Genomic DNA, 16,341 nt, shown 5'->3' with positions numbered 1-16,341 from the left:
GGGTCAGATACCCTCTGGGTCATTGATAAAGTCGCAACGGCTTTACGCTGTCGCACCTGAGGCAAGTCTGCTCGCTTTCGCTTAGGCATGACCTATCCGATCCATTACAGACCGGCATTCGCTTTTTGCCTCTTCCTTTACCCCCTCCACCATGGCCTTTGATTGCTCGCGGGTTGCCAGCCCCTTGCGGGGCTGGCGGTGAGTGGGGCTTACCTCGTTTCCCTCTGTGCCCAGTCTGGTGGCTACCAGACCGATGGGGTTTAGGGACTCTCTATCCGCCGGAAGTCGTTTTGGGAACGATGCGAAGTCCATGACATGCGCATCCTGACTCCGTGCCTTTTGGCCGCAGCTCCTCCTTTGCGGGAGAGACAAGCGTAAGCTGCTCAATAGTCACGACGGTTCAAACGAGAGTTCACATTACATTTCCCATGCCCTGTACCTTCGCGTCTCCGCACAGTCTTGTTCTGTGAGTCGGCCAAGCTCGCGCATGACCTGTGTGCCGGGGCACGGGACGTTTAACCACAGCTCCGCACCCCCCGATTACTCAGGACGCACGTGTGGTGAAGGTCACCCCGTTCCAGGGGTGGTTTTGGTGGAAAACAAGACACAGAGAGCGGTTACGCTCCCCTACCAGTACAACCTGCTGCAAATTAATTTGCAGCAAGAAGTAACAAGGCCTTTCCTTGCGGAAATATGTCTCTGATTGGCAACGAATTGCGTCCCTTGGGAACGCAATTCACCATTCCCGCGCCCTGAGGGAGCGGGCTGGAGCAGCCAAATAGAGCCATTTGGCTGCTACAAAGTTAACCCCTTTTGAGGGGGGCAGAATGGAGCCTCCTGAGAGGGCAACCATCCACTGATAAAGACGATCACAAGGATCGAATGAAGCGACTTCGAGTCGCACCATGGGCTTATTGTAAGAAGTGTGGCCCCCACGGTCGCTCTACTAGCGTGTAGCTCCCTGCACCCCGAGGGGGCCGCTGCGCCTGCGGTCTGGCAAAGCCAGTCCCGCGGCCCCTGCTGGGTTGGAGAGCTGCCACTTCTGGCTATTAGAGCCCCCCACGATTCGCTTCGCGGACCGGAACCACAGGCGTTCAGCACGCCTTCACGCAAACCGGGACAATCCACACCCACCCACCCATCCGACGTTCATCAGCGCCGGCCCTCCAGTACACCGGCGCATCCGCATGCAACTCAATCGCCAGCAGCTCCTGCTCCTTGTCCTCCTGACGCTCGCCTGGGGCCTGAACTGGCCCGTGATGAAAGCGGGCGTGACCGGCTTTCCGCCGCTGACCTTCCGCGCCATGTCGATCTGGCTCGGCATTCCGGTGCTGGGCCTGGCCATGGTGCTCCTGAAAGTCCCTTTTCATGTGCCGAAAGGCAACTACCGCGAACTGTTCTGGCTGGCGTTTGCCAACATGTTTGTCTGGCATGCGCTGATCATCCTGGCCGTGAAAAATCTGAGCAGCGGACGCGCCGCGATCCTGGGCTACACCATGCCGATTTTTTCAGCGCTGCTCGGTGCCTGTTTTTTTGGCACACGCCTGGAGCCGCGCCACTGGCTGGGCGTGGCGGCGGCCGCCTTCGGCGTGGCCCTGCTGCTCTGGACCGAGCTGATCCACCTGTCGGGCCGGCCGCTGGGCGTGTTGTGCGCGCTGGTGGCCGCCGCGGTGTGGGCCTTCGGCACGCAGCGGCTGCGCAACACCACAATCGCTGCCGCGACCCTGACCCTTTCGTTCTGGATGACCGTCATGACGGCCGTGGTGATGACGGCCCTGGGCCTGGCGTTCGAGCAGGCCCAGTGGCGGGCGCCGTCGCCGCAGACCTGGGCCGCGATTGCCTACAACGCCGTGCTGATTTTCGGTTTTGCCCATGCCGCCTGGTTCACGCTGGCGCGCGCCCTGCCGCCGGTCGCGTCCAGCCTGAGCGTGATGATGATTCCCGTGCTGGGGGTTTTCTCGGGCGCGCTGGGCCTGGGCGAAGTGCTGCACTGGCAGGACTGGACCGCCGTGGCGCTGATGGTAGCAGCCATCGCGTCGGTGCTGATGCCCGGCCGCTCACCGAAACCGGGAAAGACAGGCTGAAAATCAGCTGGGCCGGGATGTTGTAGCGCCACCGGCCAGGCGCATGGCCAGGCACAGGTCTTCCCAGGCCTTGGCCTTGTCGGCCGGGTTGCGCAGCAGGTAGGTGGCATCGTAGGTCACGACGGTGTTTGCACCCTGCACGCGGTGCACCTGGCCCCGGAGCCTGCCCAGGGGCTCGGTGGACTGCAACACCGCCTGCGCCGCCAGGCGGCCCATCACCAGCACCACATCGGGCAGCGCATGGGCGGCCAGATCCGCCAGCGCCGCCTGCAGGCCGGCAGCCGCCGTGCCGGAAGCCGCCAGCCGGACCAGCGGCGCCAGCAGCACGACGCCGGCCTGGTTCAGGCGGGCCGCGCGCAACATGTTGTCGAGCAGCTTGCCGGCATCGCCAAGGAAGGGGGTGAAAGGCTCGGCCTGCAGGGCCGCGGCCGGCGTTTCGGCAAGCACCAGCCAGCGCGCGCCGTGCGCCTGGGCTCCCTCGGCATACAGCGCCTGCGGGGCGCCCAGGCGCCAGCCCGCCGGCCCGCTGCCGGGCTGCGCCTCGGCGCGGGGTGCCGGCCCGCTGCCGGGCTGCGCTTCGGCGCGGGGTGCCGGGGATGTTTGGGATGCCGGGGCTTGGGGGACTTGGGGCGCTTGCACAGGCACGAAACCGTCTCGCACCACCGCCGGCCTGTTCGGCTTGTCGGCAGGGGGATGGCCCGCAGCCCCCGCCAGCTCGGCACGAGGAAGCACCGCAGCCATGGCAGGCTCGACGTCGACCTCCACAGGTGGCTGGACCGGCGCTTGGGGCAGCCAGACCCGCACGCCCATTTCGCGCAACATGGCGCGCTGGCGCTTGTCGAGGCTCAGGCTCATCGGAAGGTCCTCGCGATGGAACTCACAGGGCCAGACTCATGACAATGGCGTCCTCGCGCCGCGACGCTGTGGCCGGGTAGTAGTTGCGACGCGTGCCCACATGGCGAAAACCATAGCGCTCATAAACGGCCTGGGCGCGCACGTTGCTCACGCGCACTTCCAGCCACAGCCACTGGGCGCCCTGCCCCCGCGACCAGAGGACCAGCGCGTCCAGCATCACCCGGGCCCAACCCTGCCGCTGATGGGTGGGTGCCACGGTGATGTTGAGCAGGTGCACCTCGTCCACACCCTTCATGGCCACGAAATAGCCCAGCAACTCGTTTTGCGGCGCGCGCCCGGCAGACAGCCCGACGTGTTCGCCAGCCGTGAGCAGCTGCGCCTGGTAGCCTGCATTGATCGAATCGGTGAAATTGCCCTGGGTCCAGGGATGGTCGTAAGCGCTTTGTTCCACCCGCACGACCGCCTCCAGCCATGCGGGCGTCATGGCTTCGAACTGGGCTTCGAGGGGTTTGAAAACAGCGTTCATGAAGGACTGCAAGCGGGTTCAGGCAGGATGGGCCAGGCTGGCGGCCGTCAGGGCCGACAGCGCCGCCCGGGCCTTGACCTCGGCCCGCTCGTCGGTGGTAAGCGCTACTTTATCGCGAACGTACAGCGGCAGGGCCAGCGCGGCATCCACGCAATGCCCGGCGGCGGCCAGGGCCGGGGCCAACCGCAGCATGGCCGTGGCGGTGGGCAAGGCCTCCAGCCGGGTGAGCGACGCGAGCCCTGCGGGCAGACGGTCGGCATACACGCCGAACACATTCCCGGCCCACAAGCCGGTGGCCGGCTCCGGCACCAGGTTTTCCGGCCGTATCAGCTCGCACTCACCCAGCGGCGCGCAGGCATCCCCGTGGAATTCATAGCTCCGCACATACATTTCATCCATGCGCGCATCGAGCAGCGCCGTCACCCGCAGGACGGAGGACGCGCCGGAAGGGTTGCCGGCCGCCTGATGCTGCTGGAACCGGGCCTCTTCGGCCACGGCCATCAGCGTGTCGATGGGCAAGACCGGCATGCCAGCCCCGCCGTTGGCGCCGAACGCCAGGCCTTGCGCCACCGCGCAGGCCGTGCGCAAGCCGGTGAACGAGCCGGGGCCGCGGCCAAAGGCAATCGCATCCAGCTGGCCCAGCGCCAGGCCCGCGTCGGCCAGCAGCGCCAGGATCGCGGGAATCAGCGTGGCCGAGGCTTGTGCGCCACCCGCGCCGCTGTGCTGCCAGACGCGCACGCCATCCGTCAGCGCAATCGACATGCGATCGGTGCTGGTGTCAAACGCCAGGAATTTCCGGATTTCAGGCATCAAGCAAAGCCCAGTCCCAAATATTGGGGGCAGAAGTAGCTATCAAAATCATAGTTAGTATCGTTGCGCCTGTTCGGCCCTGGCACCTGCCAGCCGGGTTGGCAGGCCGCCGGCCACGAACACGCATTCCCTGATTATCCGGCCTGGCGCTTTGGCGGGGGTTTTGCAGGGTTGGTGACGGCGCGGGCCAACGCAGATAATCGCCTGATGCTTTTCAACCCACCCCGCGCCCGCCTGACGGCGCACCTGGCTGCCGGCCTGCTGGCCGGGCTGGCCAGCCTGACAAGCATCCCGGCCGCCGCCCAGACAACGGCCCAGGCCCTGCCCCCCGAAGTGGCTGCCCTGCTGGCGCAGGCCAAGGTGCCGCGCGACGCACTGGCCGCCGTGGTGGTGGACGCCGCACCGGCCCTGAATGGCCAGACCGGCCAGTCCGCCCCCTTGCTGAGCTGGCGCGCCAGCGCTGCCATGAACCCGGCCTCGGTCATGAAGCTGGTGACCACTTACGCCGCCCTGGAGCTGCTGGGCCCGTCATTCACCTGGAACACACCGGTGTATGTCGACGGCACCGTCGCGGACGGTGTGCTGCAGGGCAACCTCATCATTCAGGGCAGGGGCGACCCCAAGCTGGTGCTGGAGCGGCTGTGGCTGCTGCTGCGCCGGGTGCAGGGCCTGGGCATCAAGAGCATCACCGGCGACATCCTGCTGGACCGCAGCGCGTTTGCCCCCAGCACGCAAAACCCGGGTGACTTTGACGGCGAACCGCTGCGGCCCTACAACGCTGCGCCCGACGCGCTGCTGATCAACTACAAATCGGTGGTGATGACCTTTGCGCCCCATCCCGGCAGCGGCATCGCCAATGTGAGCTTTGAGCCGCCCCTGGCCAATGTGCAGATGCAGGCCAGCGTGCCGCTGTCGGCGGGCCAGGGTGCAGGCGCTTCGCTGCTGGAGTGCGGCGACTACCGGGGACGGCTGAAGGCCGACTTCAGCGACCCGTTTCGCATCACCTTCAGCGGCAGCTACCCGGCAGGCTGCGGCGAAAAGGTCTGGCCCGTGGCCTACATCGACCCTGCGAGTTACGCGGAGCGGGCCGTGGCGGGCCTGTGGCAGGACATGGGCGGGCGCCTGGGCGGCCGGGTCCGCGAGGGCCGCGCGCCCCTGGGCGTGAAACCGGCCTTCGAGGTGGTGTCGCCGACGCTGGCCGAGGTGATTCGCGACATCAACAAATACAGCAACAACGTGATGGCGCAGCAGCTGTTCCTGACGCTCAGCCTGGTACAGGGTGTGCAGGGCGTACCAGGCCAGCCGCGCACGGGCGGCCCTGACTACGCGGCCAGCAACGAGGCCTCGCGCGAGGTGGTGCGCAGCTGGTGGCGCGAACGCCTGGGCGAGCAGGACATGCCGGTGCTGGACAACGGCTCAGGCCTGTCGCGGCTGGAGCGTGCAACGCCGCAGGGGCTCGCGCGCCTGCTGCAGACCGCCTATGTCTCGGGCGCCATGCCCGAGTTGATGGCCTCGCTGCCGATCAGCGGCGTGGACGGCACGCTCAGGCGCAGCAAATCGCGCGTGTCGCAGGGTTGGGCCCACCTGAAATCCGGCTCGCTGCGCGACGCCAATGCGCTGGCCGGCTATGTGCACACGCCGAGCGGCAGGCGCCTGGTGGTGGTAGCCGTCGTCAACCATCCGAATGCGCCGGCCGCACGGCCCGCCCTGGAAGCGCTGGTGAACTGGGCGGTGAAGGAAGGCAGCAAATGACCCCGTCGATCAACGTAACCGATCTGGTCGGCGCCCTGGCCGCCTGCCTGACCACCTTGAGCTTTTTGCCGCAAGCCTGGCTGACCTTCAAAACGCGCGATGTCCGGGGCGTCTCACTGGGCATGTACAGCTTTTTTGCGATTGGGGTGGCGCTGTGGCTGGCCTACGGCCTGCTGCTGCGCGCCTGGCCCATCGTGATCGCCAATGCGGTGACGCTGGCTTTGGCGCTGGCCATCCTCGGCATGAAATTAAGGTACCGCCGGAACCATTGAAGTTATTCCAGCCTGGTGTGGACAAGCCTGTTGATGACCGGCGCACAAGCAGGTCACAATGCCATTTGGCGCGGGTCGCCGGTGCGTTGCCTGAATTTCGGGCACCCGGCGGATCTGTTTGCCGGACAGTCAACCGCACACCTCGGGAGGCCAGCATGGCGCTTGCGAAGCAAACCGGAACGCAGGGCGCCACGCCCTACTGCATCGTGCTGACCGCAACGGCCGATCTGGCGCAGGCCGAAACCCTGGCGCGCCAGATCGTCGAGGCGCGACTGGGCGCCTGTGTCCAGATGCAGCCGATCGAGAGTTTCTATGTGTGGAAAGGTGAGTTGTGCCGCTCGCCCGAATACAGCCTGTCCATCAAGACGCGCCAGGACAGGTTTGAGGCACTGGCGCAATTTATTCGCACGCACCATGCCTACGAGATGCCCGAGATCGTGCAGGTTCCCATCACCGCCGGCTCCGCTGACTACCTGCAATGGGTGGACGCGGGTACGCAGGATTAGGCCCGTGCTCCTTCAGCTGGCAGCAGCGCGTGCCAGCCGATCGCGCACACCGTCCCACGCTGCCGTGGCGGGCAGGTGTTCAATCCAGATCAGTTTCACGCCCTTGGCGTCAAAGTCGCGCAGCACGGCAAACAGCTGCTGCGCGGTGGCCGCTGCGTCGTCCGGCATGCGCCGGTACAGCACCTGATCGGACTTGATGCGCACGATGCTGCGGGCATAGATCGCGATGTGGGCGGCGTCCGCGCCCAGTAAATCCAGCGCGGTCTGTATCGCGCCGGCGTCCATCAGGCGCACCTTGGCATGGGGCGCGTAGTGTGCCTCCAGCGTGCCGGAGGCGCGCGGCGCATCACCCAGGCCGGCCGCTTCCCGCGCCAGTTCGTCCTTGTCCAGCACCGGCTCGCCGCACGCGGCCTCCAGCTGCGCGCGCGTGAGCACCCCGGGGCGCAGCAGCACCGGGCGGCCGCGCGTGCAATCGACAATGCTTGACTCGATGCCGACCTCGCACGGTCCGCCATCGAGCACCAGCAAGCTGTCGCCAAACTCCTGCTGCACATGCTGCGCCGTGGTGGGGCTGACGCGGCCAAAACGGTTGGCACTCGGCCCGGCCACGCCAGTGGCGCACGCCTGCAAAAAAGCCAGCGCCACCGGATGCGAGGGGCAGCGCAGCCCGATCGAGCCCTGGCCACCGGCAGCGGCTGCAGCCACACCCTCCCGGCGCGGCAATATCACGGTGAGCGGCCCGGGCCAGAAGGCCTGCATCAGGCGGGCCGCAAACGGCGGCACGCTGCTGGCGTAATCGGCCACCTGCTGCGCATCGGCCACATGCACGATCAACGGATGGTCTGCGGGCCGGCCCTTGGCGGCAAAAATGCCGGCCACGGCCTGGTCGCTCGAGGCATCGGCGCCCAGGCCATATACCGTTTCGGTCGGAAAACCCACCAGCCCGCCGGCCTGGATGCGGCGGGCGGCTTCAAGAATGGCTTGGGGGTCGGCGCCGGGCAGGATCATCAGTGGTCTTCGAGGCCCGGCAGGCCGAGGATGGCGGCCGCCTTGCGCGCCGTGGCCTGCACGCCCGCGACATCGGCACCCGTGATGTTGAGGTGGCCCATCTTGCGGCCCGTACGCGCGTGCAGCTTGCCGTACAGGTGCAGATGGGCACCGGGCAGCGCCAGCACGGCCTGCCAGTCGGGTGTGTGCTCCTTGCCCTGGGCATCGAACCACAGGTCGCCCAGCAGATTGAGCATGATGGCGGGCGAATGCTGGCGCGGCTGCGGCAGGGGCAGGCCGGCCATCGCATGCACCTGCAGGTCAAACTGCGAGACATCGCAGGCGTCCAGCGTGTAATGGCCGCTGTTGTGCGGGCGCGGCGCCATTTCATTGACCACCAGCGCGCCATGCTCGCTGCCATCGTCAATCACGAAAAACTCGACGCACAAAATACCGACATAGCCCACATGATCCGCTATGGACTTAGTCGCTGCAAGCGCCTGTACGGCAAGGGCCGCAGGCATGTTTGACGCATAGGCATGGGTCACGGCCAGAATGCCGTCGACATGCACATTGCGCTGCGGCGGGAAGCTGACGATGCCGCCATCCCAGCCCCGTGCCACCAGCACCGAGCATTCGGCCTTGAGCGGCAGCAACTGCTCCAGCACGCAGGGCACCTGCTTGAGCGCCGTCCAGGCGGCCAGCAGCTCCTCGCGGGTCCTGATGCGCATCTGGCCCTTGCCGTCGTAGCCCAGGCGGGCGGTTTTCAGAATACCGGGCAACAGGGCATCGGGCACCGCCTCGACCGCGGCCGCGCTGTCGATCACCGCGAAGGGCGCGCAGCTCACACCCGAGATGCCGGCGCAGGCCACGAAGTGGTCTTTTTCGGCGATGCGGTCCTGGGCAATCGCCACGGCGGCGGCACCCGGCGCCACCGGGCGCGTGGCGGCCAGTGCGGTCAGCGCCTGGGCGGGCACGTTCTCAAATTCGGTGGTGATGGCATCGCACTGCGCGGCCAGCTGGGCCAGCCCGTCGGCATCGTCATAGGCGGTTTGAATGAAGTGGTGGCTCACATAGCCAGCCGGGCTGTGCGGGTCCGGATCCAGCACGGTGGTGAAGTAGCCCAGCCGCTGGGCGGCATGCACAAACATGCGGCCCAGCTGGCCGCCGCCCATGACGCCGAGCGTGGCCGGGTGGCCGTCGGCCGACACCGTACCGGGAAGCACAGGCAACATCGGTGCCGGGCTCATGCGGGAGGCAGCGTCATGGCGCGCGCAGCGGCCGTCTGCTCTGCGCGGAAAGCCTGCAGCTTGTCGGCGAGGGTTTTGTCGTGCGTTGCCAGCATGGCCACCGCAAACAGCGCGGCGTTGGCCGCACCGGCATTGCCGATGGCAAACGTCGCCACCGGTACCCCCTTGGGCATCTGCACAATGCTGTGCAGCGAATCAACACCCTGCAGGTGGTTGCTGGCCACGGGCACGCCCAGGATGGGCACCGCAGTTTTGGCGGCCAGCATGCCGGGCAGGTGGGCCGCACCGCCGGCACCGGCAATGATGGCCTGCAGGCCGCGCCCGGCGGCCTGTTCGGCATAGGCAAACAGCTCATCGGGCATGCGGTGGGCCGACACCACGCGGGCCTCGTGCGCCACGCCGAACTGCTGGAGGATTTGCACGGCATGCTGCATGGTGGTCCAGTCGCTGCTGGAGCCCATCACCACACCCACGAGGGGGCGGACCGGATTGTGCGTTGTCATAGTGGACCTTCAAGCCAAGAGTCTGCGGGCGGCTGCGTGCCCGGAACCCATGATTTTAAGGGCTCGGGCCCATGCCCCGACGCGTGCTATCGTCTGGCCTGCTGTCGATGGCCCCCGACCGGGTGCGCGCAACAAAGCATTTGACAAGCCGCCCGCCGGCTGAAAACATCCTTTTAAACTCCCTTTTTGCCGAATCATGATTGACGTCACCCTTGCCAACTTTGAAGCGGAAGTCGTTGCCGCCTCCATGACCACCCCCGTGCTGATTGACTTCTGGGCGCCCTGGTGCGGCCCCTGCAAGTCGCTCGGGCCTATTCTGGAAAAGGTCGAGCAGACCTACGCCGGGCGCTTCAAGCTGGTGAAGATCGATTCCGACCAGGAGCAGCAACTCGGTGCTGCCTTCGGCATCCGCAGCATTCCCACCTGCATCCTGATGATGAACGGCCAGCCGGTGGACGGCTTTGCCGGCGCCCTGCCCGAAGGCAAGGTCAAGGAGTTTCTGGACAAGCATTTGCCGCCGGCGGAGGAACAGCCTGAAGAGCAGGAGCTTCAACTTGAAGAAGAAAGCACGGACCCCGCCGCCATCCTTGAAAAACTGCAGCATGCCGTGGCGACCGACCCCGCCGACCACAATGCCCGCTTCGACTACGTCAAGCTGCTGCTGACCCTGGGACACGAAGACGACGCCAAGGTGGCCTTTGCACCGGTGATTACCCAAACGTCGGTGGTGCGGCGCTTTGACTCGCTCAAACGCTGGATGGATGCGATTGATTTTGTAGCCATTAATGCACTCGGAGAAAGCGCATCAGCCGGATTTGATGCAAAAATCGCCGCCAACAAGCGGGACTTTGCAGCCCGCTTTGACAAGGCCCGCTGGCTGATGGCGCAACAGCAATGGACCGGGGCGCTGGACGAGCTGCTGGAGATCCTGATGCGTGACAAAAGCTGGAACGAGGACCTGGCGCGCAAAACCTACATCGCCGTGCTCGACATCATGGAAGCGCCCAAACCCAAGGTGGCCGACGGGCAGATTCCGCCCGAGGACCCGACGGTGGCCACCTACCGGCGCCGCCTGAGCAGCATAGTATTGAGTTAACCCCCGTGGAGGCCTTCGGCCTCCTCCCCCCTTGCAGGGGGCGGTCGCCCAGGGCCGGCAAAGCCGGACCCTGGCCCCCACTGGGTTTGATGTCTTGTTAAGCAGAGGCCGCGGAACGGGCTTCGCCCGGCCGCAGGCGCCGCCCCCCTTGGGGGGTTCCGGCTACACGAAGTGAGCCGAGACAGGGGGGGCTCTTTAACCCGCCAACCGGATTAAAGCCTCCTGATATTTGGCCGCGGTTTTGGCAATCACATCGGGTGGCAGGTGCGGCGAGGGCGGGGTCTTGTCCCAGGGCTTGCCGTTGATGCGCACGGCCTCCAGCCAGTCGCGCACGAACTGCTTGTCATAGCTCGGCGGGTTCAGCCCGGCGGCGTAGGCGGCTTCGTAGCCTTCGATGGGCCAGTAGCGTGACGAGTCGGGCGTCAGCACCTCGTCCATCAGGGTCAGCGTGCCGTTTTCATCGAGGCCGAACTCGAACTTGGTGTCCGCGATGATGATGCCCTTGGTCAGCGCAAAGGCCGCCGCGGTCTTGTAAATTTCGATGCTGATCTTTTTGATCTGGGCGGCGAGCTCAGGACCCACCACCTTCTCCACCTGCTCGTAGCTGATGTTCTCGTCATGCTCGCCGACCTCGGCCTTGGCGGCCGGCGTGAAGATAGGTTCCGGCAACTGGCCGGCATTTTTCAGGCCGGCCGGCAAGGGCACGCCGCAGACGGACTGGCTGTCCTGGTATTCCTTCCAGCCGCTGCCGGCCAGGTAGCCGCGCACCACGGCTTCCACGGGAAGGGGTTTCAGGCGCTTGACCAGCATGGACCGGCCGGTGACCTGGGGCAGCTCCGCGGCCGTGACCACGCTTTCAGGCGCCTCGCCCGTGAGGTGGTTGGGGCAGAGGTGGCCCAGCTTGGCAAACCAGAACAGCGCCATCTGGGTGAGCAGCGCGCCCTTGCCGGGAATCGGCTCGCCCAGGATGACGTCAAACGCGCTCAGGCGGTCGCTGGCCACCATCAGCAGCCGGTCCTGGCCCACGGCGTAGTTGTCGCGCACCTTGCCGCGGGCGAGCAGGGGCAGGGAAGTCAGGGCGGAGGTATGGAGCGCAGCAGTCATCGCTTGAAGGTCTTGGTGGGTGGAAAAGTGAAAAAGCCCGCGCGGCTCAAGGCATGCACGGGCTTTGGATTATCGCCAATCCGGAAGAAGCGGGAAAGGGCGGGAAAGGGCGAAGCTGGCTTAGTGCACGACCTGGGCCAGTTCGCCCTTGGCGTATTTGGCTGCCACGACCGACAGGCTCTCGCCCTTGATCTTGCTGGCCTGGCCCTCGCAGCCGAACTCGATGTAGCGCTGCTTGCAGATGGCCTTGGCGGCGGCCGTGGCCGGCTTGAGCCATTCACGCGGGTCGAATTTGCTGGGGTTTTCGGCCATGAATTTGCGCGTGGCAGCCGTCATCGCCAGGCGGATGTCGGTGTCGATGTTGATCTTGCGCACGCCAAACTTGATGGCCTTCTGGATTTCTTCCACGGGCACGCCGTAGGTTTCTTTCATGTCGCCGCCGTAGTTGCGGATGATGGCCAGCAGGTCCTGCGGCACGCTGGACGAGCCATGCATCACCAGGTGGGTGTTGGGGATGCGGCGGTGGATTTCCTTGATGCGCTCGATGGCCAGGATGTCACCGGTGGGCTTGCGCGTGAACTTGTAGGCGCCGTGGCTGGTGCCGATGGCAATGGCCAGCGCGTCCAGCTGGGTGCGCTTGACGAAATCGGCGGCCTGCTCAGGGTCGGTCAGCAGCTGGTCGTGCGTCATGACGGCATCGGTGCCGTGGCCGTCTTCCTTGTCGCCCTGCATGGTTTCCAGGCTGCCCAGGCAGCCGAGTTCGCCCTCGACCGAGACGCCGGTGGCATGGGCCATTTCAACCACCTTGCGGGTGACGTCAATGTTGTAGTCGTAGTCGGCAATGGTCTTGCCGTCGGCCATCAGCGAGCCGTCCATCATGACCGAACTGAAGCCCAGCTTGATGGCGCCCAGGCACACGTCGGGGCTCTGGCCATGGTCCTGGTGCATCACCACGGGGATGTGCGGAAAGCTCTCGACGGCGGCCTGGATCAGGTGTTTCAGAAAACCCTCGCCGGCGTATTTGCGCGCACCGGCGCTGGCCTGCATGATCACCGGGGCGTTGACTTCGTCAGCCGCCTGCATGATGGCGGTGACCTGCTCAAGGTTGTTGACGTTGAAAGCCGGAATGCCATACGTGTTGACTGCCGCATGGTCCAGCAGCTCGCGCATCGAAACGAGTGCCATGTTCGAATCCCCAGAAAGTTAAAACGCTGTAAAAAACGGTGGGTCCTGCGGATGGCCAGACAGCGCAGGCGCTGCATTCAGGGGCTGTAACCGCGAAGTAACCAAAGGCTCGATTCTACCGTTTGCCGGAGGGCGGCTTGTGTAGGTCAGGGACGACAAAAGTCAGGCGGTAGCAGCGTCCGCCGGTCGCAGAAGCAGTGGAAGCTGCGGAAGTGGCGGCGGGCGCCAGCGCAAAGCTGCCGCCATGGATATCCATGACGCGGCCCACAATTTTATGCCCCAGCCCCAGCCGCTCGGTGGAGCGTGGCCGGGCACTCTGGCCGTTGCTGCTGCCGGCGCCGTCATCACACACCTCCAGCCATGCCCGCCCGGCGCCGGCGCCCCACTGGACGGACACGGCGGTGCCACCCGGGGTGTGCTGCAGGGCGTTGTCGATCAGGTTGCGCAGCGCCAGCTCCAGCAACAGCGGGTGCGCAAGCACCTGCAGCCCTTCGTCGCCGTGCACGCTCAACTGGTGCCCGCTTTTCCATGCTGCCTGCGCATAAGCAGCCACCACCTGCCGGGCCCATGCGCCCAGGTCCAGCAGGCTCATCTGCTGCTGCAGATCGGCCCGGCTGGCACGCGCCAACGCGAGCAGTTGGGTGATGACATGGCCGGCCCGCATCGCGTCGGCGCTGATTTGCAGCAGCGCTTCCTCGCGGGCCTGCTCGGGCAGGGAATTTCGCAGCGAAGCGGCCTGCAGGGCAATGGAGGACAGCGGGGTACGCAATTCATGGGCGATCTCACTGGCAAGTTGCCGCTCCCGTTCCAGTGCCGCCTGCTGCTGGCCCACCAGCCGGTTGATGGACAGGACCACCGAATTGAATTCACGGTAGGGATGGCGGGCCTGCAGGCGCCCGGCCTTGTCGACCTCCAGTTCGGCCACGTCGCGGGACAGGGCCTGCAGCGGGCGCAGCCCGCGCCAGATGGCGGCGCCCAGCGCCAGCGCCACCACCGGCAGCAGCCACAGGCCGGGTTCGGCGACCTGGCCCGCCAGGTCAGCGGCCAGCTCGTCTCGCTCCTCGGCCTTCACCAGCACCATCACCTGCCGGCTGCCGGTGCTGTCCCATTGCGAAAAGCTTCGCCAGGCCACAGCCGGCGTGCCCAGCTGCAGATCCGCAAAACCATCACGCCTGGCAAAGCGCGGCAGCGGCGCTTCCCCGGAGCGGCTCAGCAATCGCCCGCTGGCGTCCCAGGCGACAACACTCAGCGAGGGCTGGTAGTCGTGGCTTTTCAGTGCGGGACTGGCCGTCCGGTCCGTTTCGTGCGCAGTCTCGATGAACTGCGGAAGGTTCAGGTTGATCATCAGGGCGGCCGTGCCGACGAGGTTCCCGTCGGTCAGCTCGGCCGCTTCATGGATACCGGTGCGGTAGCCGACCACGATGAAGCTGCCCCAGACCAGGAACAGTGCTGCCAGCACCCACAGCAGCAGGCGGCGGGTCAGCGAGGCCTGCCGGTTCGCCGACCGCTTCATGCCCGGTCATCCTGCGGTATGAAATAACCCACGCCGCGCAGGGTCTGGATCAGCCCCTCGCCCAGCTTGCGGCGCAAATGGTGGACATGCACCTCCACCGCATTGCTGCCCACGGCGTCCTGCCAGTTGTACAGGCGCGCTTCCAGCTGCTGGCGCGACAGGACCCGGCCGCGCGATTCCAGCAGCAACAGCAGCAAGGTGAATTCACGCGGCGCCAGCTCGACCCCCTGGCCGGCGCGCAGCACGGTGCGGGCAGCGGGGTCAATCACCAGCTCGCCATGGACCAGCAAGGGATGGGCGCGGCCTGCGGCGCGGCGCAGCAGCGCGCGCATGCGGGCTTCCAGTTCATCCAGGTCAAAGGGTTTGACGAGGTAATCATCGGCGCCCAGGTTCAGCCCCGAGATACGGTCGGCCACCTGGTCACGCGCCGTCATGATGAGCACCGGTGTCAGCGGATCCGGCAGCCGGCCATCGGCGCTTTTGACCTGCCGGATACGCTGCAACAGATCGCCGCCGTCCCCGTCCGACAGGCCAAGGTCGAGCAGGACCAGGTCGAAAGGCTCGCTGCACAGCACCATCCAGGCGGACGCTACCGTGTCGCACACATCGACCGCATATCCCCGTTGCTGCAGATTGGTCCGCAGGCCCGCGGCAATACCGGCATCGTCTTCGACCACGAGAATTCGCATATTCCTATTGTCGACGCTCCGGCGCATTGCCGGCCGTCCGCGTGCTTGGGTGCTTTGGTTGCTTCAAGTAGCTCATGTTGAGCTCATATTGGCTTGTCCAGCTTAAGGATTGGTTAAGGCGCCCCGGCTATCGTGCGGTCTCCGCCTGGCACTCAACCCCTGCATGACCCCCTCACCCCCCGCCTCACCTCCCGGCCGCCCCGCTGCGCCCCGTCTTTTCCTCTGGTCCGTGTGCAGCCTCCTGTTGCTGATGCTCTGGGATTATTCGGGACTGGACCTGTGGCTGGCGCACTGGTTTGGGTCGGCCCGGGGATTTCCCCTGCAAGACCACTGGTTGTGGCGGGGACTGCTGCATGACGGCATCCGTCCCCTGCCGTGGCTGCTCGAGCTGGGCTTGCTGGCAGGCATTGTCTGGCCGGTTGGCGCCCTCAGGCAACTGGCGCCCGAACGGCGGGCTCAGCTGGCCCTGACCACGCTGCTTGCATTGCTGGCGATTTCCAGCATCAAGCTGCACAGCCACACCAGCTGCCCCTGGGACCTGCAGCAATTTGGCGGCGTGGCCACGCATGTGTCGCACTGGGCCTGGGGCGTTTCGGATGGCGGCGGTGGACACTGCTTTCCAGCGGGGCATGCCTCGGCAGGCTTTGCCTTTCTGGGCGGCTTTTTTGCCTTTCGGCATGCCCTGCCCACCACAGCGCGCCGCTGGCTGGCCGGCGCGATGCTGGCAGGTTTTACGCTGGGCCTTGCACAGCAGGTGCGCGGCGCCCACTACATGAGCCACACCCTCTGGACCGCGTGGCTTTGCTGGGCCACGGCGGCCCTGGTGGAGAACATCGTCAGCCAGATGCTTTCACAAAGGCCGTCACCGGCTCGGGCACAGGCGCCCACGCTCGCAACATTGAAGCCATAGATACCAGCAGGGGCCGCGGGACTGGCTTCGCCAGACCGCAGGCGCAGCGGCCCCCTCGGGGGGCAGCGACCCACACGAAGTGGGGGAGCGTGGGGCTAAGAACCTGTTTACGATCTAAACGAGGCCGCGTTGGGGTGCAATCGGGATGAGTGGGGCGCCCAGGTCCGCCGCATGGGCTAATGCCCATGCAAGGGCCCGGGTGGCTCAATCGCCCGATTTCACCCCAACCCAAAGGGCAAGCGCCTTCTCGGGCGGTCTGCGGCGTTGCGGCGCTTGCCCATAGCCCAAGCTATGGGCGG

Annotated in this window: 16 protein-coding genes; 6 read left to right on the top strand and 10 right to left on the bottom strand. The window is 66.0% G+C overall.

The annotated features are described in order from the left end of the window. Positions 1–1,187: 1,187 nt before the first annotated feature. Entirely contained in the window at positions 1,188–2,084 is an 897-nt protein-coding gene (locus tag AC1DUR_RS04315; protein ID WP_477721318.1) for a DMT family transporter, read from the top strand. A 3-nt stretch (positions 2,085–2,087) separates the two neighbouring features. On the opposite strand, the gene AC1DUR_RS04310 is transcribed toward AC1DUR_RS04315, so the two are convergent. From AC1DUR_RS04310 to tsaB, 3 genes are read right to left on the bottom strand one after another with little or no spacing between them, the layout of a single operon-like run. After that, positions 2,088–2,939, bottom strand: a complete 852-nt coding sequence (locus AC1DUR_RS04310) for a uracil-DNA glycosylase family protein (protein WP_477721317.1) — start codon at positions 2,937–2,939, stop codon at positions 2,088–2,090. Between the two features lie 22 nt (positions 2,940–2,961). Beyond that, positions 2,962–3,465: a ribosomal protein S18-alanine N-acetyltransferase gene (gene rimI / locus AC1DUR_RS04305; RefSeq protein ID WP_477721316.1), complete on the bottom strand. Its 504-nt coding sequence runs from the start codon at positions 3,463–3,465 to the stop codon at positions 2,962–2,964. 18 nt (positions 3,466–3,483) lie between these two features. Beyond that, positions 3,484–4,275 carry a tRNA (adenosine(37)-N6)-threonylcarbamoyltransferase complex dimerization subunit type 1 TsaB gene (tsaB, locus tag AC1DUR_RS04300; RefSeq protein ID WP_477721315.1) on the bottom strand — a complete coding sequence of 264 codons (792 nt, stop codon included), beginning with the start codon at positions 4,273–4,275 and terminating at the stop codon, positions 3,484–3,486. A gap of 207 nt (positions 4,276–4,482) precedes the next feature. Between tsaB and dacB the strand changes: the two genes are divergently transcribed. The 3 genes from dacB to cutA all read left to right on the top strand — a co-directional run bounded on the left by dacB (position 4,483) and on the right by cutA (position 6,805). Then, positions 4,483–6,027, top strand: a complete 1,545-nt coding sequence (gene dacB / locus AC1DUR_RS04295; RefSeq protein WP_477721314.1) for a D-alanyl-D-alanine carboxypeptidase/D-alanyl-D-alanine endopeptidase — start codon at positions 4,483–4,485, stop codon at positions 6,025–6,027. Continuing rightward, positions 6,024–6,299 carry a SemiSWEET transporter gene (locus tag AC1DUR_RS04290; RefSeq protein ID WP_477721313.1) on the top strand — a complete coding sequence of 92 codons (276 nt, stop codon included), beginning with the start codon at positions 6,024–6,026 and terminating at the stop codon, positions 6,297–6,299. The genes dacB and AC1DUR_RS04290 overlap by 4 nt, the downstream gene beginning before the upstream one ends. Positions 6,300–6,454: 155 nt before the next feature. Next, a complete protein-coding gene (gene cutA, locus AC1DUR_RS04285) occupies positions 6,455–6,805 on the top strand; it encodes a divalent-cation tolerance protein CutA (RefSeq protein ID WP_477721312.1) in 351 nt (116 codons plus the stop codon). Positions 6,806–6,817: 12 nt separating this feature from the next. On the opposite strand, the gene AC1DUR_RS04280 is transcribed toward cutA, so the two are convergent. Genes AC1DUR_RS04280 through purE form a run of 3 tightly spaced genes read right to left on the bottom strand, consistent with a single transcriptional unit; the run spans position 6,818 to position 9,545 of the window. Beyond that, positions 6,818–7,813: an L-threonylcarbamoyladenylate synthase gene (locus tag AC1DUR_RS04280; protein WP_477721311.1), complete on the bottom strand. Its 996-nt coding sequence runs from the start codon at positions 7,811–7,813 to the stop codon at positions 6,818–6,820. Beyond that, positions 7,813–9,042, bottom strand: coding sequence for a 5-(carboxyamino)imidazole ribonucleotide synthase (locus AC1DUR_RS04275; protein WP_477721310.1), 1,230 nt, complete (start codon positions 9,040–9,042; stop codon positions 7,813–7,815). Before AC1DUR_RS04275 ends, AC1DUR_RS04280 begins: the two co-directional genes overlap by 1 nt. Next, positions 9,039–9,545 (bottom strand): 5-(carboxyamino)imidazole ribonucleotide mutase, encoded by a 507-nt coding sequence (gene purE, locus AC1DUR_RS04270; RefSeq protein ID WP_477716372.1) that lies wholly within the window; start codon positions 9,543–9,545, stop codon positions 9,039–9,041. The genes AC1DUR_RS04275 and purE overlap by 4 nt, the downstream gene beginning before the upstream one ends. Before the next feature lie 196 nt (positions 9,546–9,741). On the opposite strand from purE, the gene trxA reads away from it, so the two are divergent. Beyond that, entirely contained in the window at positions 9,742–10,641 is a 900-nt protein-coding gene (gene trxA, locus AC1DUR_RS04265; protein ID WP_477721309.1) for a thioredoxin, read from the top strand. 195 nt (positions 10,642–10,836) lie between these two features. On the opposite strand, the gene AC1DUR_RS04260 is transcribed toward trxA, so the two are convergent. From AC1DUR_RS04260 to AC1DUR_RS04245, 4 genes are all read right to left on the bottom strand, one after another. Then, a complete protein-coding gene (locus AC1DUR_RS04260) occupies positions 10,837–11,745 on the bottom strand; it encodes a phosphoribosylaminoimidazolesuccinocarboxamide synthase (protein ID WP_477721308.1) in 909 nt (302 codons plus the stop codon). Between the two features lie 120 nt (positions 11,746–11,865). Next, positions 11,866–12,930 carry a class II fructose-bisphosphate aldolase gene (gene fba / locus AC1DUR_RS04255; protein WP_011485500.1) on the bottom strand — a complete coding sequence of 355 codons (1,065 nt, stop codon included), beginning with the start codon at positions 12,928–12,930 and terminating at the stop codon, positions 11,866–11,868. A gap of 115 nt (positions 12,931–13,045) precedes the next feature. Continuing rightward, on the bottom strand, positions 13,046–14,443 hold the full coding sequence (locus tag AC1DUR_RS04250; protein WP_477716375.1) for a histidine kinase dimerization/phospho-acceptor domain-containing protein: 1,398 nt from the start codon (positions 14,441–14,443) through the stop codon (positions 13,046–13,048). Further along, positions 14,440–15,132, bottom strand: a complete 693-nt coding sequence (locus AC1DUR_RS04245; protein ID WP_477716376.1) for a response regulator — start codon at positions 15,130–15,132, stop codon at positions 14,440–14,442. The genes AC1DUR_RS04250 and AC1DUR_RS04245 overlap by 4 nt, the downstream gene beginning before the upstream one ends. A 163-nt stretch (positions 15,133–15,295) precedes the next feature. Between AC1DUR_RS04245 and AC1DUR_RS04240 the strand changes: the two genes are divergently transcribed. Continuing rightward, a complete protein-coding gene (locus AC1DUR_RS04240) occupies positions 15,296–16,042 on the top strand; it encodes a phosphatase PAP2 family protein (protein ID WP_477716377.1) in 747 nt (248 codons plus the stop codon). Positions 16,043–16,341: the final 299 nt, after the last annotated feature.

It is taken from the genome of Polaromonas sp. P4_F4 (assembly GCF_056401355.1).
The sequence above is the reverse complement of the archived record's forward strand: the minus strand, read 5'-3'. Positions and strand labels throughout refer to the sequence as shown.